The 22420-nt window shown below is 64.7% G+C and carries 26 protein-coding genes; 12 read left to right on the top strand and 14 right to left on the bottom strand.

The genetic code is table 11. The annotated features are described in order from the left end of the window. Positions 1-92 precede the first annotated feature (92 nt). Both trhO and NJLHNGOC_RS08990 read left to right on the top strand, forming a co-directional pair. Positions 93-1163, top strand: a complete 1071-nt coding sequence (gene trhO, locus NJLHNGOC_RS08985; RefSeq protein WP_113596128.1) for an oxygen-dependent tRNA uridine(34) hydroxylase TrhO — start codon at positions 93-95, stop codon at positions 1161-1163. After that, positions 1156-1740 (top strand): GNAT family N-acetyltransferase, encoded by a 585-nt coding sequence (locus NJLHNGOC_RS08990; protein ID WP_239021435.1) that lies wholly within the window; start codon positions 1156-1158, stop codon positions 1738-1740. Before trhO ends, NJLHNGOC_RS08990 begins: the two co-directional genes overlap by 8 nt. Before the next feature lie 316 nt (positions 1741-2056). Here the strand turns inward: NJLHNGOC_RS08990 and NJLHNGOC_RS08995 are convergent, their stop codons facing one another. The 3 genes from NJLHNGOC_RS08995 to NJLHNGOC_RS09000 form a co-directional block, all read right to left on the bottom strand. Continuing rightward, a complete protein-coding gene (locus NJLHNGOC_RS08995) occupies positions 2057-2254 on the bottom strand; it encodes a hypothetical protein (RefSeq protein WP_110530111.1) in 198 nt (65 codons plus the stop codon). 165 nt (positions 2255-2419) lie between these two features. Beyond that, entirely contained in the window at positions 2420-2596 is a 177-nt protein-coding gene (locus tag NJLHNGOC_RS15955; protein ID WP_165829167.1) for a hypothetical protein, read from the bottom strand. Between the two features lie 251 nt (positions 2597-2847). Continuing rightward, positions 2848-3330, bottom strand: a complete 483-nt coding sequence (locus tag NJLHNGOC_RS09000) for a phosphate-starvation-inducible PsiE family protein (RefSeq protein WP_113596129.1) — start codon at positions 3328-3330, stop codon at positions 2848-2850. 84 nt (positions 3331-3414) lie between these two features. Here NJLHNGOC_RS09000 and NJLHNGOC_RS15960 point away from each other — a divergent pair, with 84 nt between their 5' ends. The 6 genes from NJLHNGOC_RS15960 (at position 3415) to NJLHNGOC_RS09025 (ending at position 7844) form a co-directional block, all read left to right on the top strand. Then, complete coding sequence (locus NJLHNGOC_RS15960; RefSeq protein WP_165837903.1) at positions 3415-3576, top strand: hypothetical protein; 162 nt, start codon at positions 3415-3417, stop codon at positions 3574-3576. Positions 3577-3655: 79 nt separating this feature from the next. Continuing rightward, positions 3656-4438, top strand: a complete 783-nt coding sequence (locus NJLHNGOC_RS09005; RefSeq protein ID WP_113596080.1) for a S24 family peptidase — start codon at positions 3656-3658, stop codon at positions 4436-4438. Positions 4439-4633: 195 nt separating this feature from the next. After that, on the top strand, positions 4634-4819 hold the full coding sequence (locus tag NJLHNGOC_RS09010; protein ID WP_113596081.1) for a hypothetical protein: 186 nt from the start codon (positions 4634-4636) through the stop codon (positions 4817-4819). 192 nt (positions 4820-5011) lie between these two features. Further along, on the top strand, positions 5012-5779 hold the full coding sequence (locus NJLHNGOC_RS09015) for a YoaK family protein (RefSeq protein WP_113596130.1): 768 nt from the start codon (positions 5012-5014) through the stop codon (positions 5777-5779). A 301-nt stretch (positions 5780-6080) separates the two neighbouring features. Further along, positions 6081-6950 carry a glyoxalase III HchA gene (gene hchA / locus NJLHNGOC_RS09020; protein ID WP_113596082.1) on the top strand — a complete coding sequence of 290 codons (870 nt, stop codon included), beginning with the start codon at positions 6081-6083 and terminating at the stop codon, positions 6948-6950. A 174-nt stretch (positions 6951-7124) separates the two neighbouring features. Further along, on the top strand, positions 7125-7844 hold the full coding sequence (locus NJLHNGOC_RS09025) for a PA1136 family autoinducer-binding transcriptional regulator (protein WP_113596083.1): 720 nt from the start codon (positions 7125-7127) through the stop codon (positions 7842-7844). Positions 7845-8068: 224 nt separating this feature from the next. On the opposite strand, the gene NJLHNGOC_RS09030 is transcribed toward NJLHNGOC_RS09025, so the two are convergent. The 4 genes from NJLHNGOC_RS09030 to NJLHNGOC_RS09045 all read right to left on the bottom strand — a co-directional run bounded on the left by NJLHNGOC_RS09030 (position 8069) and on the right by NJLHNGOC_RS09045 (position 13477). Beyond that, positions 8069-8785: a hypothetical protein gene (locus NJLHNGOC_RS09030; RefSeq protein WP_133258717.1), complete on the bottom strand. Its 717-nt coding sequence runs from the start codon at positions 8783-8785 to the stop codon at positions 8069-8071. Continuing rightward, positions 8764-11163, bottom strand: coding sequence for a hypothetical protein (locus NJLHNGOC_RS09035; protein ID WP_113596085.1), 2400 nt, complete (start codon positions 11161-11163; stop codon positions 8764-8766). The genes NJLHNGOC_RS09030 and NJLHNGOC_RS09035 overlap by 22 nt, the downstream gene beginning before the upstream one ends. A 136-nt stretch (positions 11164-11299) precedes the next feature. Then, positions 11300-12589, bottom strand: coding sequence for a DUF3142 domain-containing protein (locus NJLHNGOC_RS09040; protein WP_165837904.1), 1290 nt, complete (start codon positions 12587-12589; stop codon positions 11300-11302). Positions 12590-12874: 285 nt separating this feature from the next. Further along, positions 12875-13477 carry a glutathione S-transferase N-terminal domain-containing protein gene (locus NJLHNGOC_RS09045; RefSeq protein ID WP_113596087.1) on the bottom strand — a complete coding sequence of 201 codons (603 nt, stop codon included), beginning with the start codon at positions 13475-13477 and terminating at the stop codon, positions 12875-12877. A 755-nt stretch (positions 13478-14232) separates the two neighbouring features. Here NJLHNGOC_RS09045 and NJLHNGOC_RS16685 point away from each other — a divergent pair. Together NJLHNGOC_RS16685 and NJLHNGOC_RS15680 are read left to right on the top strand one after the other, a co-directional pair. After that, the gene (locus tag NJLHNGOC_RS16685) at positions 14233-14841 is read left to right on the top strand and encodes a hypothetical protein (RefSeq protein ID WP_206059747.1); all 609 of its coding nucleotides are present in this window, start codon (positions 14233-14235) and stop codon (positions 14839-14841) included. A 582-nt stretch (positions 14842-15423) separates the two neighbouring features. Then, positions 15424-15978, top strand: a complete 555-nt coding sequence (locus tag NJLHNGOC_RS15680) for a hypothetical protein (RefSeq protein WP_133258718.1) — start codon at positions 15424-15426, stop codon at positions 15976-15978. A gap of 396 nt (positions 15979-16374) precedes the next feature. Here NJLHNGOC_RS15680 and NJLHNGOC_RS09060 read toward each other — a convergent pair whose 3' ends face one another. After that, entirely contained in the window at positions 16375-17046 is a 672-nt protein-coding gene (locus NJLHNGOC_RS09060) for an NAD(P)-dependent oxidoreductase (protein WP_206059748.1), read from the bottom strand. Positions 17047-17167: 121 nt separating this feature from the next. Here NJLHNGOC_RS09060 and NJLHNGOC_RS09065 point away from each other — a divergent pair, with 121 nt between their 5' ends. Further along, positions 17168-17527 carry a thiol-disulfide oxidoreductase DCC family protein gene (locus NJLHNGOC_RS09065; protein WP_113596089.1) on the top strand — a complete coding sequence of 120 codons (360 nt, stop codon included), beginning with the start codon at positions 17168-17170 and terminating at the stop codon, positions 17525-17527. Between the two features lie 110 nt (positions 17528-17637). Here the strand turns inward: NJLHNGOC_RS09065 and NJLHNGOC_RS09070 are convergent, their stop codons facing one another. Continuing rightward, positions 17638-18219, bottom strand: coding sequence for a PAS domain-containing protein (locus tag NJLHNGOC_RS09070; RefSeq protein WP_165837905.1), 582 nt, complete (start codon positions 18217-18219; stop codon positions 17638-17640). Positions 18220-18450: 231 nt separating this feature from the next. On the opposite strand from NJLHNGOC_RS09070, the gene NJLHNGOC_RS09075 reads away from it, so the two are divergent. Next, positions 18451-18846, top strand: a complete 396-nt coding sequence (locus NJLHNGOC_RS09075) for a hypothetical protein (RefSeq protein WP_113596091.1) — start codon at positions 18451-18453, stop codon at positions 18844-18846. 109 nt (positions 18847-18955) lie between these two features. Here NJLHNGOC_RS09075 and NJLHNGOC_RS09080 read toward each other — a convergent pair whose 3' ends face one another. From NJLHNGOC_RS09080 to NJLHNGOC_RS09100, 5 genes are all read right to left on the bottom strand, one after another. Further along, complete coding sequence (locus NJLHNGOC_RS09080) at positions 18956-19288, bottom strand: DMT family transporter (RefSeq protein ID WP_110530143.1); 333 nt, start codon at positions 19286-19288, stop codon at positions 18956-18958. Positions 19289-19845: 557 nt separating this feature from the next. Then, the gene (locus NJLHNGOC_RS09085; protein WP_165837906.1) at positions 19846-21048 is read right to left on the bottom strand and encodes a restriction endonuclease; all 1203 of its coding nucleotides are present in this window, start codon (positions 21046-21048) and stop codon (positions 19846-19848) included. Positions 21049-21279: 231 nt separating this feature from the next. Further along, positions 21280-21525 carry a hypothetical protein gene (locus tag NJLHNGOC_RS09090; RefSeq protein WP_113596093.1) on the bottom strand — a complete coding sequence of 82 codons (246 nt, stop codon included), beginning with the start codon at positions 21523-21525 and terminating at the stop codon, positions 21280-21282. Between the two features lie 163 nt (positions 21526-21688). Then, positions 21689-21910 (bottom strand): helix-turn-helix domain-containing protein, encoded by a 222-nt coding sequence (locus NJLHNGOC_RS09095; RefSeq protein WP_113596094.1) that lies wholly within the window; start codon positions 21908-21910, stop codon positions 21689-21691. A gap of 6 nt (positions 21911-21916) precedes the next feature. Further along, complete coding sequence (locus NJLHNGOC_RS09100) at positions 21917-22414, bottom strand: DUF2975 domain-containing protein (RefSeq protein ID WP_113596095.1); 498 nt, start codon at positions 22412-22414, stop codon at positions 21917-21919. Positions 22415-22420: the final 6 nt, after the last annotated feature.

The following is a 22420-nucleotide window of genomic DNA, read 5'->3' on the forward strand; positions in this document are numbered from 1 at the left end:
CCCCCGCCCTGATATGGCGGGGGACCGTGCCCCACAGACCGTTCGGATGGTTTTGCCCCGTGACTGACCCCGCGCGCGACCCTGCGCCAGCCCTGCCCCACAGCCCCGCGCCCCATGACGCCGCCCTCCATGACGTCGCATCGGACGCGGACCTGCCGGTGCGGATCGCGGCGCTGTACCAGTTCACCCCCATGGCCGATCCCGTGGCCCTGCGCGGCGTGCTGGAACGCGAATGCGTCGCCCAGGGCGTGCGCGGGACGCTGCTGCTGGCGGCTGAGGGAATCAACGGCACCATCGCGGGCAGTGATGCGGGCATCGGCCATGTCCTGTCGCATATCCGTGCCCTGCCGGGCTGCGCCGATCTGGATGTCAAGGAAACCCGCGCCGCCAACCTGCCGTTCCATCGCATGAAGGTACGGCTCAAGCGTGAGATCGTGACGATGGGCGTGCCCGGCATCGACCCCCGCCACGACGCGGGCCATTATGTGGAGGCGGCGCAGTGGAACGACCTGATTTCGGACCCCGATACCATCGTGATCGACACCCGCAATGATTACGAGGTCGCGGTCGGCACCTTTGCCGGGGCGATCAACCCGCGCACCCGGACGTTCCGCGAATTCCCCGACTGGTTCCGCGCCCGCCGCGCGGAACTGCTGTCGCAGGGGCGCGTGCCGAAAATCGCGATGTTCTGCACCGGCGGGATCCGGTGTGAAAAGGCGACCGCCTTTGTCCGGGCGGAAGGGATCGACAACGTGTTCCACCTGCGCGGCGGCATCCTGAAATACCTCGAGACCGTGCCAAGGGCGCAGAGTTTGTGGGAGGGCGAGTGTTTCGTCTTTGACCAGCGCGTGACGGTCACCCACGACCTTGAACGCGGCACGCACGAACTGTGCCATGCCTGCCGCATGCCCGTCAGCGTGGCGGACCAGGCATCCCCCCATTACGTGCCGGGCGTCAGCTGTCCCGCCTGCCATGACCGGCGCGACGCGACCCGCCGCGCGCGGTATGCCGAACGCGAACGCCAGACCCGTCTGGCGGCGGCGCGGGGGCAGTCCCACCTGGGCGCGATGCCACGGCGCGATGCCGCCCCGTCCGGCGAAACGCCCGGCCCGGACATGGACGCCGCAAAGGGGAGTGGCGCGGGGTGTGGCGGCCGTGGCTGAATCCGTCCGCCCCGATGCGCTGGAGGTGGGGGTCATGCTGTCCCCCGTCACGCGCATGGATGCGGACGACCTGATCGCGGGCAACCGCGCCAGCCGGGATTTCCACGCCCCGTGGGTCGCCCCGTTTACCGACCGCGACGGGTTCGACGCATGGTTCCAGCAGGTGGTGACCGGGGCGAATGTCGCGCTGGTGGCCCGCCGCGCCGACGCGCAGGCCGCCGATGGTCCGGGCGATGGCCTAAGCGGGGCGGTGATCGGCGTCCTGACATTGAGCCAGATTACCCACGGCACGTTCTGCAGCGCCTATCTGGGATATTACGCCATGCAGCCGCAGGCGGGGCGGGGCCTGATGACGCAGGCGCTGCGCATGACGGTGCGCCATGCCTTTGACCTGCTGGGCCTGCACCGGCTGGAGGCCAACATCCAGCCCGCCAACCAGCCCTCCATCGCGCTGGTGCGGCGCGTGGGGTTCCGGTGCGAGGGGTTTTCGCCGCGCTACCTGTTCATCGACGGCGCATGGCGCGACCACGAACGCTGGGCCATCCTGTCGGACGACCCGGCGGGCATGGCGGTCTAGGCCGCCGACCGATCCGTGTTCGGAAAGACAGCCTCAGGAATACCGTGAAATCATAAAGGTTTTTGGTGAAGCTTTTTGCAAAAAGCTTCGAAAGGACATCGCCTTTTTAGATAAAGGACGACAGCAGAAAACTGTTGTTATTTTATCGGCAGGATATTTTCAGGCCACCCCTGCAACGCACGCTGCGCACCCGCGTGGCGCGATGGCGGGACATGGCGACGATATCTTGCAGGATATGGACAGCGGGCTGTGTGGCGGACCATGCCTTGGGGCATCCCCGGCCCACCCCTGAAACGCACGCGATGACGGGTGGGCGTTACTGCTTGTCGCGGCCGCCGGTGATGTTGATGATCCCGAGGCCCAGCAGGCCAAGCCCGGCCAGTCCCTCGGCCACCATCCATGCCATCGGGCCGATGCCTTCGGCCGTCATGCCGCGCACCAGCACGCCGATGCTGCCGACCATCAGCAACAGCGAAAGGATGGTGCCCCATTTTACGATCTTGCCGCGATTCATTGTATTCCTGCCTTACGCCTCCGACGGTCGGCCCGGAAACCGGGCAACCTCGACCACCCTATCACCACGGCGCGGCCCACGTCCAAACCGACCCGCATGCGCAACATGGCGCGCATCCGCGCGGCGCAGTGCTCGACCCTGTGGGCGGGGCAGGAAAGGCAGCCTTCAGCCCGCCGCGAGCTGATCGGGGGTAAACCATTTGTCATCGCCGGTCTGGTCGCTGCGGACGCGCATCTGTCCGTTATCGATGATTTCCACGACCGTGCCGCGCGCGCCCTCCCAATGGGGGTCGGACACCGCATCCTTGCGCACCACGACGACATCCCCGTCCTTGAAAGCCATCCTGTCCCTCTCATCTGTGGTTGATCCGCTGCCCCAAGGAAAGCCGCCCCCCGCCGCCGCGTCAAGAAGGCGTGATCGCATGGCCGCGCCCCGCCCGTGGCGGTCAGGCGCGGGGCCATTTCCCCATCGCGCCCCCGCATGGGGCAGGGTCAGCCAGGGGGCCGTGCCCTTTTCCGCAGGGGATCAGCGGCGGCGTCCCTGCGTCGATGTCGCGGCGGCGGAAGGCATGCCCCCCGGTTCGTCACGGCCCGTCATTCATGTGTCGCGGGGTCGTGTGGGGCGTCCTCGACCACGGGGGCGGGCTGCGGGCGCACCAGCCAGTAAACGATGCCCAGCGACAGGATGGAGGCCGACAGCGCCAGCATTTCCATGACGTTCACCTCCTTGAGGTCAAGGACGATGAACTTGCGCACCGTCGCCAGCATGCCGATCAGCAGGACGGAGCGCATGCGGATCATGCTGTGTGGCTGCGCATCGGGCAGGACAAGGATCGAATGCCTGAATTCCAGCGCGATCAGCACGGTAAAGAACATGCCGAATATGCTCTGGATCACTTCGGGGCTGGTGGGGGTCAGCCCGGTGCCAAGCAGCATTTCCCCCACCGCGATCACGACATGCACCAGCGACGTGCCCGCGATGATGATGATCAGCAGCGTCAGCACCAGCATGACGCCTTCCTCGAACAGGTCGAACAGGTGGGAAATCCGGAACAGGCCGGGCAGGCGCGTCATCATCGGGCGCATCCAATCCTTGGAACGGGGGTCTGGGACTCTGGGGAGGAAAGGGGGCTGGGGTTCAGGGGGACAGGCGGGCGGCCCATGCGCGGTCCGCAAGGCGCGCGCCGTGCCGGTGGCGGGCCGTCCCATCCTATCACGCCCCCCGGCGGGGAGAAAGTTCATCCCCCGCCGCGCCACGCCCGCCCGCCGCCCGGACGGGCGTGGCGCGGGGCCATGACCCTTGCGAAGGACGCCGCCGGGTGAAAGGATGCGCGAAGGCCCGAACCCTGTACCGCAACAAAGGTCTGGACATTTCCCGCCCCCTGCCGACAAGACATTGCCCATGGCCGTATCCTCATCCCCCCCGCCTTTCCCTGAACAGCAGCCGGTGTCCGCGCGGCTCAAGGCATTGCGCGAACGCGCCGGCTACAGCATCCGCGCGCTGGCGCAGGATCTGGGGATGGGGCACAAATTCTCCAGCTATTCCTTTTACGAACAGAAGCTGAAGAAGGAATACCTGCCGGTTGACCTGGTGCGCCGGCTTGTCCCGCTGCTGTGTGAACGCGGCGACCCGCCCATTACCGCAAGCGAGGTCTGGGCCCTGTCGGGGGTGATTCCCGGCGGGTCGGACCTGAATGACGGCATCGCGCGCGCCACCCGCGCGCAGGCCCCGCGCCGCAACGCCGACGGGACGATCACCATCAACGAATACGACATCACCCCCCACGCCGGCAGCGGCGCGATCGTGGAGGAAACCGCCAGCGGGTCGGGCGAAAGCCACCCCAGCGTGGCGGCGTGGCACATGCCGCGCGCGTTTGTCGAAAACTATGTCTCCGACCCGTCATCGCTTGCGATCATCCGGGTGTCGGGCAATTCGATGGAGCCCGATTTCATGGCGGGCGACCGGGTGCTGGTGGATACCGCGCACCGCGTGCCCTCGCCCGACGGGGTGTACGTGCTGTGGAACGGGCTGGGCGTCGTGCTGAAACAATTGATGCTGGTGCCGCATTCCAACCCGCCGCGCATCCGCATCATCAGCGTCAACCAGACCTATCCCATGGACGAGGTCAATGCCGAGGACCTGGTCATCAATGGCCGCGTTGTGGGCAAGTGGGTGTGGAAATAGGCGCGCGCCGTGCGCCATGACGGCGGCGGGTACCGGGTGTCCGGTTCCCCGTGCCATGATTTCGGTCAAACATGCGCATGCCCATCCCACCGCACAGTCATGCAGCACGCGCCTATGGAAGCATGGTGGGATCATCCCCATACTATGACCGACGCCGTGAATGATACGGCACCTTAAGTTGCAAGGATAACGGACATGAGCACAAAAGCCGAGACACAGGGCCCCGACGCCCAGGGCAAGTTCTCCCTCGCGGTCAGCGTGGGTGGCGTGACGGCGACGATCGGCGGCTTCTCCTCCAAGATGGAAGGCGAGGATTACGCGGTGTCGTTCCTGCGCCGCATCAAGGAACTGGCGAAGGAAGACGGTCGCACCGTCGCCTGAATGCCTTTTCCGGCATGACGCGAACGGGGTCGGATCCACTGGGTCCGGCCCCGTTTTTTATTGGCGGTCCTGCCGTGTGCGGATACGCGGGTAATGCTTCTGTAAAATGGATTTGTAAAACGGGGCATTGTGCCGGCCAGGGCGGATATGCACGGTGTCTTCGGTCGTGGCTGGCAAAAGCGGGAGGGGCGGGTGCTTGTTCATGAAGCGGAAGAGCGCAACGCCATCATCGACAGGCGTCTGGGCTGCTCTCTGGCTGCCATTGCCGGTGCGGTGAACGCCGCCGGGTTTCTTGCCGTCGGTTATTATTCGGCCAACATGACCGGAAATGTCTCGGCCCTGGCAGGCGGCCTGCATGAAGGCCGCATGGGACTGGTCCTGTCCTGCTGTGGTCTGGTTGTGGCCTTTGTCGCTGGCGCCGTGCTGTCGGCGCTGCTGGTCAATGCGGGGCGACGTCGCCGCCTGCCGTCGATCTATGCCCGCAGTATCCTTCTGGAGGGCTGCCTGCTCGGGCTGCTGGGGGCGGTGGACCTGCTGTTCTCGGTCCAGCCACGCGGCCCGACGCTGGCCTATGGGCTGAGCTTTCTCATGGGGCTGCAGAATGCCACGGTCACGCGTATTTCCGGCGCGCGCGTCCGCACCACCCACATGACGGGAATGCTGACCGATGTCGGGCTGGAACTGGCGGACTGGCTGGATGGGTTCTTTCATCCGGTCAGCCCGGCCCGGCGGGCGGGTACATGCGAACGGCTGGGCCTTCATGCCGCAATCGTCCTTTCCTTCACGCTGGGCGGTATTGCCGGGGCGTTCCTGTATGGCTGGTGGTCCGGCCTGTTTCTACTGCTGCTGGCGGGACTTCTGGCCTGTCTTGCCCTGCCGGGGGCGCTGTCGCGCGAACGGATGGCGGACCATGAAGCGGCCCCGGTTTCGACCGTGTCCCGTCCCGCAAGGCATCGCTGACGCGCTCTGCGTTTCATGACCCCGGACCCGCAGGGAATTCGGGAGATCATGAAGGGTTTCAATGCGATAGTGTTGATCCTGATTTCTGGAAGGCACATGGGCGATCAGGCTGTCGGCTATCGGACAGTCATATGAGCGCCCTTTGCGACAATCCGGTGTTGAGGGATTTCCCTCATTCATCTCTTCCGCGAAGCAACGTATGGTTCCCTGTATACCCTGCCGCACTTTCTGATTGAGGAGACGCCGCAAGGTCTGGCCGTAAGCCGGGCGCCCGCGACAGGCTGACAACAGGAGAATACCCATGAATGATGAACAGCCGAGCCGCAGGCCGGTGCCCGACCGGGCAGAGGACAACGCCTTCTTCCCGTCGGAATATTCCCTGACCCAATATACGTCTTCGAGGACCGATTTTGATGGCACCACCTATCCTGAACCCTATACGGGCGGAAAGTGGAAGATCCTGATGATCGGCACGCAGGAGCGGTATCTGATGATGAAAGACGGCGAGTTTTTCTCGACGGGCAATCATCCGGTCGAAATGCTTCTGCCCATGTATCATCTGGACGCGGCGGGGTTTGAGATCGATATCGCGACCATCTCCGGCGATCCGGTGAAGTTCGAGTGGTGGGCGTTCCCGCATGAAGATGAGGCCGTCAGGTCAATCTACAAGAAATACGAAAAGCAGCTCAAGGCGCCGAAGGCGCTTGCTGACGTGACAGGCGAAGGCTTCACCGCCGAAACGCCGTATCTCGGCGTGTTCATTCCGGGTGGTCATGGCGTTCTCAATGGTGTGCCATTCAGCAGGCAGGTCGGTGATATCCTGCGTTGGGCACAGACCAACGGGCGCTTCACGATCTCGCTCTGTCATGGACCTGCCAGCCTGCTGGCTACAGCGGTCGATGGTGGCAGGTTCGCATACGAAGGCTATGAGATGTGCGTATTTCCAGACAGTCTGGATACCGGGGCCAATATCGAAATCGGCTACATCCCGGGTCCGCTGGCGTGGCTGGTCGGTGAAAAACTTCGTGGATACAACGTAAAGATTGTCAATACGGGGATCACCGGCCAGGTGCACCGTGATCGTCACCTGCTGACGGGCGATAGCCCGCTGGCGTCGAACAATCTCGGCAAGCTGGCGGCCCAGGTCCTGCTTGAGGCTGCCAAGAAATAAACCCGCCCACGCGGTCGCAGGCAGATCCCGTTGCCTGCGACCGTGGGACCCTCCAGCATGCTCCCGGTGTATCCGCATGGCGCAAGGCCCGGATATTCCGATGTGGAACACCGTGATGATTTATCCGCAAGGCAATATGATGATGGTCGGGCCGCATCACGACAGAGCGCAACCATGACCGGTTCTGTCGCCGGGACCGCGTTCACAACCGCGCTGACGATCCTGCGTGCGAAAACGCAGGATGCTGTCGAAGACGAGGTCCGCTCGTTCGGGCGGAAGCTGGGCTATGATCGCTTCGTGCTGTTTGCGGCGTCTTCCGCACGGGAGGAAATCGTTGATCGCATTTACTGGCTCGAAGGTGACTGGTTTGGCGATGGCAGGGAAGTTGACGCTGCCAGCTATGTCCGGCGCTGTCCTGTCACGCACCATATGCTTGAGGCACGCGAAGCGTTTTTCTGGACCAAGACGTCCGGCGCGAGCGAAGAGTGCTATCGGATGGTTGATACGCCGCATGGAGAGGGGATCCACGGTATCCAGATTCCGGTTTTCGGGCCACTCGGGCTGGAAGGCGCGATGAGCCTCGGGGGGATCGGGATCGATGCTTCGGTCACTGCGCGTCTTGCCCTGTCCATGATTGCGGGCGCCGCATTCACGAAAATACGTTGCCTGCTTGACGGCCCGAGCGAGAGGATCGCCATCCGGCTGTCGAAGAGGGAACGGGAAGTCCTGTCATGGATCGCGGCCGGGCGCCGGCAGGTTGATATTGCCGCAATCCTGGGACTTTCGGAACGCACGGTAGAGAACCACCTGCGCCGCATCCGCAAAAGGCTTGGCGCGTCCACGACAGCGCAGGCCGTACGCACCGCCATACAGAATGGCGACATCAGGATCTGAAACCGGATACCAGATGCCGGGTTTCGTGCAGCCTTTTATAACCCCATCCATTTCCGGATGGCGCCCAGAGGTGGGCGATGTCTGCTTTCGGAAAGTCAGAGGAGGTTCGGGGACGTCTTGCATGAGGCGACAACTGCCTGTCCGCTTTCCCAAAAGATAACAGCATTAACCGGCATACCGCTACATTCGATTGAACCTGTTGTCGGCATACCCGGTCATTTCATTCAATGCGCAAGAATTTTCCTCAATCCGGCAAGTGTTATATCGCGTAGCATGAAAACCTTATCCGCATCTTCTTTGTCAAATGCCCATGTGCCGGTCTGGGGATCAAGCGTCATCACCATCGGTTCTTTATCTTCCGCCGAAGGGTTTTCGGCCGTTGCAGCGAATAAAGAGACATCATAAATAAAACCGATCTTTATGAGGGTTTTATTTTGATAAACAATACCAATTTCAGATAAACTGTTACAGTCGGCCGCTGCATTATAGTTCTGGCGGATAAGAGTTTTTATGGTTTTTACTTTTCCGCTTTTGGCGTCCAGCCAGGTTATCTGGCAATCACTCAGATAGCCTGACCTATGTGCCTCATCTCCCGGATCCGGGTCGACTGAATAAATATACCCTATTGGCATATTGTCCTGTTTGATAACGAAGAACTGTGGATTGAGATAAGAGGGAACATGCGGCAGTCCTGTGTGACCGACCTTCTCAAAATCAGCGGCATGACCGGGCATAAGGATATATGGCCCTGTTTTTTCGGCCCGGGCCAAGGGGATGCCAAACCAGATAGACAGAAGGAAAAACAGGGCAGAATGAATACATTTTTTCATTGTATTTCCGAAAAGAAGTCGCAGGCCGTCTCCACAACAGCCCCCGCCAGATCCCCCTCGCGACAACACGACAGCCCCACCTGACTCCCCTACCACCTCCACTTCCGCCATGCGAAGGCCGCGCCAAGGGCCACGATGCACGCCCCGCCCGCGAAGGGCAGCCAGTCATGGCGGATGTCGTGGCGGGCCTTGCGCCATGCCTGGCGATAGGGGAAATACGCGGCGGCGCGGAAATCGGGGGCGGGGCAGTCCTTCCCGAAATGCCGGGCAAAGGGGACATAGGCCCCCTGCCGGACATACCGCGCGTAAAGGTCGGCCTCATCCCCGCTTTCCCATCCCGCCGCCGTGCACAGGGCGGCGGCGAATGCCTGCGAACGCGGCGGCAGCAGGTCGGCGGCGCGCTGTGCCTGCGTGACGGCGGTATTGCGGTAATGGAACCGCTGGTAGGGGACGACCTCGCTGTGCAGGTACCGCCTGCGTTCGCCGTCCTGTATGAACGGCCCCGACAGTGCCTGCGCGGCGCGTTGCCCCGCCGTCTGCGGCAGGGGGGTAAGGTCTGTGTCATCATTCCTGAAACGATAGAGGTACCGCCCGACACCCCAGTCGAAATTCCCGTCCGTGGCGGCGTAATCGGGGTCCTGTTCGGTGCCCATGATGTCCATGCCGTGGGCGCGCGCGATGTTCGCCACGTCAAACCATGCGGCGGCACGTCCGGTGTCGGTCCATGCCGTCCCGACCCGGCGCAGGGCCGCCCCGTACGCCCGCGCCCATGACCGGATGGAGGGTTCGTACTTCCCCGTCCACCGCCCGTTGCCGTCCATAATCGCGGTGGCGTAACGCGGGTCGTTGTCCGCCGGGAAATAGGCGATCGCGCCATCCACGTCGCCCACGCGCACCAGCCGCCGCGCCAGCAGCGCGCGGATGGCGTCGGGCATCGTGCGGGGATGGTCCGGCATGTCATCCCCGCTGCCGTCGTGACCGTCGGGCGGGACGGGCGCGGGGATGTGGGCGTCCACGTAATCCTTCAGCTCCGCAATCGTCAGGACCCGTTCCGCGACATAGGCCGCGTCGCCGCTCACCCCGCTGTCGCCATAGGGACCGGCATCGCGTGCCGCGTCGTACAGGAACGCGAACGCCTGCACATACTCCCCGCGCGACAGGGCCAGGACGCCCTGTTCCCCCTTCAGGGTGTCCACGTTCTTCGGCTCCAGCGTGGCCTCCGGCGTTGCGGCCAGCGTGGGAAAGCCACGGGTCGCGGCGGCATAGAAACCGGCCGCCCCCGCCATGTCGCCGTCGCGGATGGCAAGTTTCGCCCGCACCCAGTCCGAAAGCGGCGTCTCCTCCTGCCGCGCCAGCGTCAGGGCGGTGTCGTAATCCCCGGCGGTATAGGCCAGCGCGGACAGCCGGTCGGCGTCGGGCACATGGACCAGCCCGCGCGCGCGGATGGCATCGGCCAGCATCCGCACCGGGGCGGGCCGCGCCGTGGCCGCCCCGCCATTATCCGCGCCATCAGCGCCGTCCTCCCCCCCGCCGCCGTCGTCCTCGTCCGCCAGCGCCAGCGCATAGGCGACCATCAGCCGCCGGGCCAGCGGGTCGTCAACCAGCATCGCGACGCGGCTGGAATCACGCAGCGCCCACCGCGCGATCAGGCGCAGGGAATCAACCCCGGTGGAGCCTGCCTCCGTCACGGACTCCTCGGCCGCCTGCCGTGCATACAGGTGGATGGCCTGCAACAGGTCGGCGGGCGCGATCGCGGCGGTGGGAAGGTCGTCCCTGGCAAAATCCGTCCATGCAAAGGGCCGGGTGAACAGCCGCGCCTGCTCCCCCCACGATGCGAGGGCCAGCCCGTCCGGGTCGGGATCGCCCTGCGCGGCAAGGGCGCGCGTGCGCGTAAACATCGCGATGGCCGCGTCACGTTCGCGCGGCCACCCGTCGGGCGGCAGGGAAAGCCCCCGCTGCGCATGGATTTTCCCCAGCATGAAGGCCGCCTTTACCGCGCGGGGGGCCGCCTGTGCCGCAGGCAGGTCCAGAATCGCGGCAAACGCCTGCGCCCCGGCGTCGCCTGCGGCATGTTCCGCCGTGCCCAGGTCCGTTGTGCGGGGCTCTGCCGTATCCGGGGTTGCCGCACCGGGGGCCGCCGTGCTGGCGGTCGCGGCATGGGCGGCGCGGTAGGCCGCCGCCCCCCGGGCATAAAGCCGGCCGGCGGGCGTGTTCCCCAGCCCGTCATCCGGCGGGGGCGCGTCGCCCGGCGCATGGTCGGGCGTGAGGGCAGGGGCATCCGCCGGGGGAGGGGGCGTATCGCGGCGGGGATTTTCGGGGGGCAGCAGGCGCGATGCCTCGTAACCGAACGACCCGGCCGGCAGGGTCTTGAGCGTATGCGCCCGGTCGTCGAGCAGCTGCGTCGGAAATGCCGGTCCACAGGCATGGACCGCCGCCATCCCCGCCGCGACCAGCGCCGGCAGGGCAACGAACGGAATGGCTTTTGCCACGGCGGCATGAGGTATCCTTGCCAACGGATCGCCTTTCAGCAGGAGGGGGAAGAAGGAAGGTCGGGGCACATGCCCGTCAGGGGAGCGTCCATCAGGAGCACGTCCATCAGGGGCGCGCCCATCCGGGGGAGGTACGTCATGGGGCCGCATGGACATCCGGCCCCTGTCCATCGCAGCGCACCCATCCCGCCAGAAGCGGAACACCCGGCGCAAGCAGCATCCGTTCCCGCCGGCGCAGCCACGGGCCACGGGCATCATATTCCAGCCCGTAGCCGCCGCGTCCCCCCGCCCCCCGGCAGGCCCCGTCCACGCGGATCATCCCCGGCGGGGCGGCGTCGATGTCGCCCGTGTTTTCCACCACGATGTCATACAGTCCCGGCGCGTCCCGCAGCGCCCGCGTGCGCATCGCGTATGTCAGCGGGCGATGCGCCATGACGGCGCGCCATGTGCCGGGGCTCCACGCGCGCCGGTCGTCGCCCGTGGGCAGGCGGAACCAGACCCATCCCGCGAACCCGCGCGGCGGCGCGTCCTCCGCCGCCGTCATGAAGCGGGCGACATCGGCGGGGTCGGCCACCAGTTCGTCATGGCCGGGTGCGTCGCCCATCATGGCCGGCGTCTCGCTTTCGACCGCGCTGATGCCGCCATCCGCCCCCCAGATCACGCGCGACCCATAGGCAGGCAGCGCGACATGCCACGGCCGGGGGGACAGGCGCGCGAACTGCGCCATCCACCGCATCGCCCGCGCGGCATTGAACAGGCCAAGGCGCGGGTCCTGTACCGCATGGACCTGCAGCACGACCTCGTCCGCGCGGGACAGCACGTCCGGCAGCACCGGGGCGTCCATCCATGTCGGCAGCGCGGTGATCCACAGCGCGTGGCGTCCCCCCATCGCCTGGCGCAACCGGTCGAGGAACCGGCCATAATCCGACAGGCGCGACGTGGCGCAGTCATGGTCGATTTCCACGCCCGCCACCTGCCATCCCTGCCGCGCCCATGCGTCCACGCGCGTCGCGACATGGCGCGCCAGCACGTCCGCATCCGCAAGCTGCCCGTCCATGCGGAACACCGCGATCACCGGCCGCCCCGACAGCGGCAGCGGCCCGGCCTCCACCCTGCTGTCGCGCCACTGTCCCGTCCGGTCCAGTTCCGCGGCAAGGACGTGCCACGCATGCACCCCCGCCGCACTGTCGTCGATGGCGCGCGCGACGGCGGGCGTCCACTGGCGCTGCCAGACATAGGCATCCTGCATCCAGACCTCCCGCGCCGCCGCGCCGTGCGGACGCGCGGGGACGGTCGCATATCGCACGACACACGCCAGCACCGGCACCGCCGCCACCGCGAAAAGCCACGGATGCTTCGGCCTGTATTTCCCCCGTCCGGATTTCCCCTGTCCGATCTTCCCGCTCCCCGTGCCGGTCGGTTTCAACAAGACTGTCCGCGACATCGTGTCATGATCAGGTAAAGTTTTTAAGACTGTCTGAAACGACCTGCCGCCAGGGAATGGCAGAAGCTGCCGGGTGTCGGGTTTATTTCAGGAATGTGGCGTTTTTCAAAGCTTTTTGAAAAAAGCTTCACCAAAAACTTTCATGACTTCAGGGTGTTGTCGGGACGGCCGTTGCAGGCGGCCCCTTGGCGGAGGGGGTGGGAAAAGAATGCCGCCTTTTCCAAAAAAGGCGGCATCCGGGCATTTCCCTCTGTCCGGGGCGTGGGGTCAGGCCAGCCCTTCTTCCTTCAGCGCCTTCTGCGCCGCCGGGCGGGCAAAGACCCGGTCGCGCAGGGCGCAGGCGCGGGGATAGGCGGAAATGTCCACCTTCAGCGGCGTTGTCCAGTGCAGGATCACGGCCATCAGCGCGTCCGCCTGCGTAAAGCCCACCGGCAGCATGTGGTCGCGCGCGTTCAGCATCGCCTCCACCTGCGTCATGCGGCGCGTGACAAGGGCAAGCTGGCGTTCGCGCACCACGTCGGGCACGTCAGGCGCGAAAAGCGGGCCGATCGCGCCGTGCACGTCCTCGCAAAAGCCCAGTGCCTCCAGCAGGCGGAAGAATTCCACCGAATCCGGCGCGGGGCGAAAGGCCGCGACGTCGGATTTCCGCCCGATATAGGTCAGGACCGCCACGTTCTGCGTCAGGACCTGGCCCGGCGAAATCTCCAGCGCGGGGACGGCGCCGCGCGGGTTGATTTTCAGGTAATCGTGGCCGTTCGCGGTTTTCTTGGTCTTCAGGTCCACCCGCTCCAGATGATGGGGCAGGCCCGTTTCGTTCAGGATGATGTGCGAGGCAAGCGAACACGCCCCCGGTGTGTAGAAGAGTTTCATTGCAGCAACCTTTTCCTGTACGGCGCGGGACGGCGGCCCCGCCATTCCGTCAGGCGAAAGGGTGGCACACCCCCGCCGCCCTGGGAAGCGCCCGCGCGCCTGCCGCCGCGAAGCGTGAAGGGCGGATCGCATGGCGCGATGTTCGCGAAACCCGTGGTCAGGGCAGTAAATATCGCAATCACGACCTGCATTGCGCACGTCCCGCATGGCACGGTCCACGCATCCCTGTATCCCGGCATGTCGTGGCCCGTCCCGGCAATGCGGCATGCCGGGATGGCCGGTCGCAGGCAGGGGGGCGGATGCAATCGCCCGGTATAATCGATGCGGCGGGGCAGGCGGCGGGACGTCAGGCGCGACAGACCCGCGTCGGCAGGCCCGGAAAACCCGCGCGGGATGCGGCCATTGCATGCGACGCGCGGTTGTGGCGCGCGTTGGGACCGAACGGGCCTTCCCGCCCGGGAATGCCATGCGATGGTCACGTCCGTGCCTTGTTCCGATCCCCATTCTGTCGGATGATTACAGTGATACGGGACGGACAGCAGAAAGATATTGACATGAATCCCATTAAACTTGTGCCAGTTCTGGCAGTTGCTGGCAGTTGCTGGCAGTTGCTGGCACGCTGTGCGCCTGTGCCGGACCGGGTGGTCCTTATGGATACGGGGACGGTTATTACGGCGGATACGATAATTACAGCGGCTATGGCGCCTATGGCGGCAGCTATTACAACGGCGATTATTACGGGGGTTACCCCTATTATGTCTATGGCGGCGGACACGACAGGCGCGGTGGACCGGGCGGTCGTGACGGTCGCGATCATCGCGGCGGTCCGGGTGGTCCGGGTGGACCCGGCGGCTTTGGCGGGGGTGGCCACGGTGGCGGTCATGGTGGCGGCCCCGGTGGTGGTCCGGGCGGCAGGCCCGGCGGTGGACCGGGTGGCGGCGGATTCGGCGGTGGTGGCCACGGTGGCGGCGGCGGTCATGGCGGGGGTGGTGGTGGCCACGGTGGCGGCGGTGGCGGCCACGGCGGCGGTGGACACCGCTGATCCCGCGCGACCGACGACCTTTACCCTGCCTGTCGTGTCCTCCCCGCAAGGGGGGCACGGCGGCCCCTTGTCCCGATCCTGTTCCCGGCCCTGGTCGCATGCGTCCGTGGGCCGGGGCACCCGCGCATGGTCCCCTGTCCGGGCCGTGCTGGTCCGGCCTGCATTGCGTGGCGTAGGGGCAGGCCCCGTTGATCCGGGGGAAAAATCTGTTTCAGGCTTCCGCGAAGGAACTGGAAATGAGAGGCCCACACTGGCTGACGGATGCGTGGATGTCCCGTCCGCAGGCCCTTTCCCCGAAAGGTCGTGGCAGTCCGCAGGTTGATGACCACCGCGTCCTGAGCAGGATCATCCCTGTCAATCGGAACGGTCCGCGCCGGCCGTCGATTTGCCCCGGAAGTACGGGCCGCTTGATGATGGTCCGGTCTGGAGGGCGGGCGGATTACGATGACGGGAATTCATCCCATTGGGGAAGCGAATATCTGATGCGCGCGCGCCTGTAACAGATCGCCATTATGGCGCCGGACACGATGCCGCCCAGGCTGCCATCGCAATGGCCATTCCCACGGCGAAGGGAACGCGGCCCCGGTCAGGAAATCAGCGCTCCCCCTGAACTGCGGCGGTGGCAGATGCAGCCCCAGACGCCGCAGGATGCGATATGCTGGCGGAGAACGGTTCGGGGCGCTGATCCCTTTCGCCGCCTACATCCTGTTTGCGGCCTCCGGTTTTCGGGAAAATTCCATGGGTCCCCTTTGCCGCGTATTCTTTTCGTGCGGGTCATGAAGGTTTCCGGTGAATATTTTTCAAAGGTTTCGAAAGACGTCACCTTTTTGAAAGAAGGCGATGCCCGGAAACTTTTCATGCTTTTATCAGATGGTTATTTTAAAACGACCTATAAGGTGACGTAATGAAACCCTTTATACTGTTGTTTTTGATTTTTGCCGAATCCGCATTTATGGGCCTTGCTGAAGCTGCGCCCGGACATTCCGATGTTCAGTTCAATGAAATGGATGTTACTCAATTTATTGAGGATACTGGATCTTTCCTGCCACGAAGGGTGGAGGATTTTTCGCGACAGTTTGATGAACATCTGTCATTCCATACCCCCAACAGTACTTACATGTTTTACGAAAACAGGGATGAAGGTGGCGGCATAGCTCGTGTCAGCAGGACAATCAACACTACAGACGGGTATATTTTAAGTGGAATGGAATTAAAGGTCCATAATCCTCCCTATGTTAGCGAAGTTTTCGTTTCCATAAGGGGAAGGAAAAGTGGAAAATGTTTATCTCGCAAAATGATTACGAATATTTTTGCGCTGGGAAATCCTGAATTTACCCGGAATGAATTTATCTATAGCCCTGTCATGAAAAACTTCATTAAAGTCGTTTATGGGGGGTATGGTAAGGATGATTGCGCCTCATCTGTTTATTTAAAATATGGCACGGAAAAACACGGATGAACCCGTGCCTGCCAATCTGCATTTATGAACCTCCATCCTTTTCCGGCTGGTCATGTCGGCGTCTGGTAAAATGCATTACCGCAATTCACCCGGCAGTACCGGACGGGGGCATCGACGCCCGGCGCGGACCGTTCCGATTGACAGGGATGGCCCCGCTCAGGACGCGGCGGTCATCAGCGCACGTCCTGCCGGCTTTTCGGGGAAAGGGTCTGCGGGCGGAGGATATCCGCGCGCCCGCCAGCCAATGAGGATCCCTTGTTTCCAGTCTCCTTACGGGATCTGAAACAGGTTTTGCCCCCTTGGATAAATGGGGTGGGATAAATGGGCTGACCCGACCGCGACGGCATGGCTGTCGGCAGTGGTCTCCCGCGATTCAGGGGGTGTCTTCCTGCCTTGTCAGAACCGTATGATGACCGGCTTCTGGTGCAGCAGCGCGGCATCTTCAAGATGCGATACCATACTGGCCGCAACATCGGCCCGCGAAACAATGCCGTTTCGCCACTGTGACGGCGCGACCAGGATTCTGGCCCTGCCGCTGGCCTTGCCATTCATCAGTACGCCCGGCCGCCAGATGGTCCAGTCCAGACCGCTCGCGATGATGAGTTCTTCCTGACGGGTCTTGTCGTCATAGGCACGGCCGAACAGCATGCGAAAGGGCAGGCGCTGGAACGGCCCCACGGCGGCGGCACTGTCACCCGCGCCAAAGCCGGTTACCGCCGCCAGTCGGCGAACGCCGTGGCGGATCATCAGGGGCAACAGGACCGCCGTGGCCCGGGAAAACAGATCGACCGGCCCGAAGAGGTCGCGGTTGGATATCCCCAGCACCTGTATCACCGCATCGACCCCGACGAGCGCCCGTTCCACGTCCTTTGGCGCCAGGGCATCGCCGGGGCATTTCTCAAGCCGGTCATGCGTCAGTTCGATGCCCGAGGCATGGCGGGCAAAGGCCCTGACCCTGTGCCCCTGGCCAAGCGCCGCCCTGACAGCCTCAAGCCCGATCCCCCGCGACCCGCCCATCACCAGAACAACCACCGCGCCGCCTCCATCGTGTTTTCGTGCCCGCATCATCCTGTCCCGCATCATCCCGTACGGGCGCAACAGGGGAAACACGTCACTTCGGGCATGGTCGCCCGTCACCTTCCCCAAATGTCAGGTCGTCACAGGGCGCGGGGTATCACAGGATGTGGTCATGAATGACAGATCCGACGATACCTTGACCGTATGGTACGATGGTGGCTGCCCGCTGTGCCTGCGCGAAATCGCGCTGATGCGCCGGTGGGACCGTGCGAAGCGTATCCACTTCGTCGATCTCACCGACCCGGCGCAGGCCTGCCCCCTCGACCGGCAATTGCTGCTCGATCGTTTCCATGCGCGGAAAGGCACCGTGATTTACGACGGCGCCGCCGCTTTCGCGGCCATGTGGCGCGCCATTCCGGCGCTGCGGCCGCTTGGCGAACTTGCCCGGCTGCCACCGGTCCTGTGGGGGCTTGAGGTGGCCTATCGCGGGTTTTTGCCGGTGCGGCCGGTCCTGCAACGATGGCTGCGATAAAGGGGCGGGCGGCTTCGGCGCCACGGTGTTACCGGTCACGTTCGACCTGACCGGCGGGGGACAGCATTGCCGGCGTGCCCCGGCGTGAAGCCAGCAGGGGCAGGCGTCCGTCAGAATCCCGCTTCGATCGCAAGGCGCACGGCGTCGGCGGTCGTCTGCACGCCCAGGGCGCGAAACATGGCGGCACGATGCATTTTGACCGTACGCTCGGACAGTCCCAGCGCATGGGCGATCTGCTTGTTCAGCTGCCCCTGCGCCATCGCCAGCAGCACCGCGCGCTGACGCGGCGACAGCCGTTCGACCCTGGCCCGCGCGGCCACCGCGCGGCTTTCGCCGGGCCCGTCGGGAATCCGCATCTGGGAGCCGAGGAAATACTGGAGTTTCCCCTCGCCATCGAATACCGGCGCCACCATCACGGCATTGCGGAAAGGGTGGCCGTCCTTCCTGTAATTGAGGATCTCGACCATGACCGGGCGCTGTTCGCGGATGCCCGCGCGCAGGGCTTCCACCAGCTGCGGTTCCGTGCCCTGGCCGGTCAGGAAACGGCAGTTGCGACCGATGACCTCCTCCCGGGGATAGCCGGTCAATGCCTCGAACGCCGCGTTGCAGTCGATGATCGGATTGTCCGGCAATCGCGGATTGCTGATCACGGCGGCCACAGTGCTGTCGGCGATCATGTCGGAAATAGCCATCGGCCGCTACTGCCCCTTTTCAGCACCGGGGCCACCAGCGCCCCCTGACGGGCGATCCTACCCCTTTGGCCGTATTGCCGACAACCGCCCGATGCCCGGAGATGGGGGCGCGCCGGTCATGCCGGCGCGACATTGCCCCCGCACGCCACGGTGCCATCGCAAACGGACATCCATCTTATTCATCACTCCGGGCGAAGAGCGACAGGGAAGCTCGACAGGGAAGGACGCGTCATGAAGCATGAGGAACAGGAGACCTCGAAACTCGTCGTGCTGCGGGCTTCCGAAAGGATGCTGCTTGATCGCGCCGAAGCCTGCAGGGTCCTTGGGATCGAACCCCGGATGATGCGCACGCTCGGCCTGCTGGGCTGCGGTGCGCCGTCCCTGAAGGTGCGGAACGTGAGGCTCTATCGCAGGGAGGACCTCCTCGCCCTTCGCGCGCGCTGGATGGACGCCGTCGGGGTGGAGGAACGGGACCGCCATTCCCGGCGCCGGGGACGCCCCGACGGCGCGGGCACCGATCCCCTCATGACGCTTCTTGCGCAGCGGGCCGTGATCCACAGGCTGGTGATCATGCTGCTCTGGGGCATGATCCTGTTCGGTGGCGCGATCGGCCTGATCCTGTACTGAACCGGCCCTGGACCGGCCCTGGGGCGATCGGGCGCTGCGCCCACCCTGCCTCCCGGCCATCCGCCTTGCGGCAGGCGTCATCTTCTGCATGCCATGCAGGGACCCGGGCCTAGCCGTGGCCGGACATGCCTGAACACAGGTTCATGACCGCGACGCCTGCGATGATCAGCGCCATGCCCACGATTGCGGCCATGTCCAGCTTCTGCCCCAGCCAGATCCACGACACCACGGAAATCGCGACCGTGCCCACCCCGGACCAGATGGCATAGGCAACGCCGGTGGGAATCGCGCGCAGCGCCTGCGACAGGGCGTAAAACGCGGTCAGGTATCCCACCACCGTCACGCATGATGGCAGCCGGCGGGTGAATCCGTCCGACAGTGTCAGGAAAAACGTGGCCGTGACCTCCGCCCCGATGGCGATGGCCAGGTACAGATAAGGCATTGCGGCATCCTTGCGTCGTGGCCGGCGGGCGCGCGATGCCCCCGTGCCGCGTCGGCTTTACAGGATTGCCGCCCGGCAGGCCATGCGCGGGCCGCCAAAGCGGGGATGAAGTTTTTTGTCCCGATGCGCATGAAACTTTTCCTGTCCACGCATTTTATATGTATAGAGGAGATAGGAGACATGAGCCATGAGCAACTCAGCACGCATGATTGCCCACCTTCTTATCAACATCCGTCGCGCGCCGCGTGAAAAGCCGCTGCCGAAGGATACCACACGCAAACAGGACTGACGCCCGGAAAACCGGGCGATCCGTCGCCTGTGCCCTGTCCCGCGCCGCCGGTTCCGATGGGAAACTGGCATGCGGGGGGCACATGGACCCGGGGTGCGTGTTATAACGCGCGTTCCGGGGGGCGGAAACATACTTTGACATATTGGCGCGGCGCATGGCGGCACATTGCCGCTGGCGGGTTGTATGTCCGTCCGTCCTTCGGTCTGCCGCATGGCGACGGGGACGTGATGACCGGGACATGACGGCCGGGACGTGACGGATACGGCCATCAGGCCGATGTGGCCCGCGTCCCGCCATCCTTCAGCCGCCGCGACAGGCCCCGCAGCTCATCATGATGCAGCAGCCATACCCCGTTGGTGCGCGCCAGCTGCTGCGCCGCGCGGGTATAGGGCGCGTTCGATACCACCACGGCCACCGCCGCGCCGTAATGGGCACGCGCCGCGCTGACCTGCTGCACCGCTTCGTTCCCGACCGTGCGGCTGTACAGCTTGCACTGCACCACCATGCGCAGGCCGCGCCGCGTGGCGATGATGTCCGCCCCCTGATCGCCGCTGCCGATGGTGGTGTCGGCCCGCCATCCGTCATGGCGCAGTTCCGCCGCGCAGTGCTGTTCATAATCCAGCGGGTCCATCCCCGGCCCCACGATATCGGGGCGCGGAACCGGGCCGTCGGCGGCCTGTTCAGTGCGCGCCGCCACCCAGGGGCCGAGTCGCGGCCACTGCGCCATCAGCCCCGCCGCGCGCAGGGCGGGCCGCAGGATGGTGGCGGCGAATTCGTCACGTTCGCGATGCCATTTCTCCGGCTTTGCCACGCCATAGCTGTTGCGCGCCAGCAGCTGCCGCCGTCGCAGGCGCAGCGTATCGGCATGCCGCGCGATCAGGGCGGCGCATATGGCCCGCGCCCGACGCCCGCGCCGCCACCGGACCATCCCCCGCAGGACCGGCCACCCCACCATCATCGCCAGCCCCGCCGCCAGCACCCCGCGCCAGTACGACAGCCAGTACGACAGCCAGCGCGACAGCCCGTGGCGCGGCCCCCCGCCCGCGGCGCGCGCCGTCGCGTCCATTACGGGCGCAGGTGACGCGGGGAACAGCAGGCCGCGTATCGCCGTACTGCCATCATGCCAGCGCCGGCGCGCCCATTCCACGATGCCGGGGGCGGCAGGGGCGACATCGCGGGCGCGGAAATACATGATGCGTTCATGGCGTCCGGCCCCCGCGCGTGGCGTTTCCCCACGCAGGGCGATGACATCACCCTCCCGCGACAGCAGCGTCCAGCGTTCCGCCGTGGCGTCCATGCGGTGGCATCCCGCCGCCATCGCCCCGTGGGCCAGATGCCGCGCGGCGGCGGCGGTGGAACATCCCGGCGCATGGGCGACGATGTGATAGGGCGCGCCCGCTTCGCCCACGGCCGTTTCCGCCGCCGCCTGCGCGCTGGCCCCGTGCGCGCCCGTCAGGCACAGGGCGGCCACCAACCTGGCGATCCGTGCGATGTTCCCTTTTCGTACACCTGTCATTCCAGACAGTTAGCCCACATTCCCCATGTTGGCGAGGGGCCATGCGCGGCCACGTCCCGAAATCACAAGGGACCGTCCGGAAATGACCCGCCGACAGGAAAATAATAAAGGTTTCTGGTGAAGCTTTTTGCAAAAAGCTTCGAAAGACGTCACCTTTTTAAAAAAGGCGACACCCAAAAACTTCCATTATTTCACCGACGGCCCGCCCGTTTTTGATTTCCATGCCCGGCCATGCCACATCCAGCCAATCGCGATGATGCAGATACATGCATACGGGATCGCCGATGCCGTGCTGTTTTTATCGACCTTCATGACGTGCTCAACAATATTTGTCAGCGTGGTCAGGGATATCAGCAGGGCGATCACAAGAAATGATTTCCACTGCTGCTTCAGCGCGGCAAGGAGAAGTGATGTTCTTTGCTGTTTCAGCATGCCTTTCCCCCGCAGCCGGATCAGGCGCAGGACCCGGCGCCTGCACTCGTTACTTAACGTAAACGAAATGGGGGTGCTGCGCAATCGGCCCGGCCTTTGTCTGGATAAGGCGGCGTCTTACGAAGCTTTTTGCAAAAAGCTTCACCAAAAACTTCTATTGTTTTCACCCATCTTCCGGCGGGTCGGGTTCAAAGGCCAGTATGTCGCCGGGCTGGCAGCACAGGTAGGCGCAGATCGCATTCAGCGTCTCGAACCGGATGCCGCGCACCTTCCCCGACTTGAGCAGGGAGAGGTTGCTTTCGGTAATGCCGACATGCGCGGCAAGGTCCTTTGAACGGACCTTGCGCAGCGCCAGCATGACATCAAGGCGGACAATGATCGCCATGGCGGTTCAGACGATCGAACGGCTGTCTTCTTCGAGGCGGGCGGCCTCGTCAAACAGCCGGGCCACGAGGAACAGGAGCACACCGACCAGAAGCGCCAGCAGCCCCCCGTCACTGATGCCCAGGTCGATATGCCCGCCCCGCGCCCGCAGGGCGATGGCGAACTGCGCCAGAGGGGGCAGCGCGATATTCGCGCCCGCGCACAGCAGGTTCAGCAACGCGAACCGCCGGAAACAGCCGGTGGTGGCAGGGGCAAAGACATGCCCGTCCCCGACCGCGCGCAGCATCCGCGCCAGCGCGGCAAGGCCTGCCACCGCCAGCGCGACCTCCACGACCGAAATGGCGCAGGCCCACGGGCGCGGCAGGCCGCCTGCCTCCACCCTGATGGCAGCGACACCCGGAAACAGCACGCCGGCCAGCGTCGTCAGCACCAGCGCGAAACCGGCCGCCATCACAGCCAGCCGAAGCCGGCGGGCAAAGCGGCCAAGGGCCACGGGGTTCGTCATTGCGCA

Source organism: Novacetimonas cocois, from assembly GCF_003311635.1.
In the GTDB taxonomy this organism is placed as follows: domain Bacteria; phylum Pseudomonadota; class Alphaproteobacteria; order Acetobacterales; family Acetobacteraceae; genus Novacetimonas; species Novacetimonas cocois.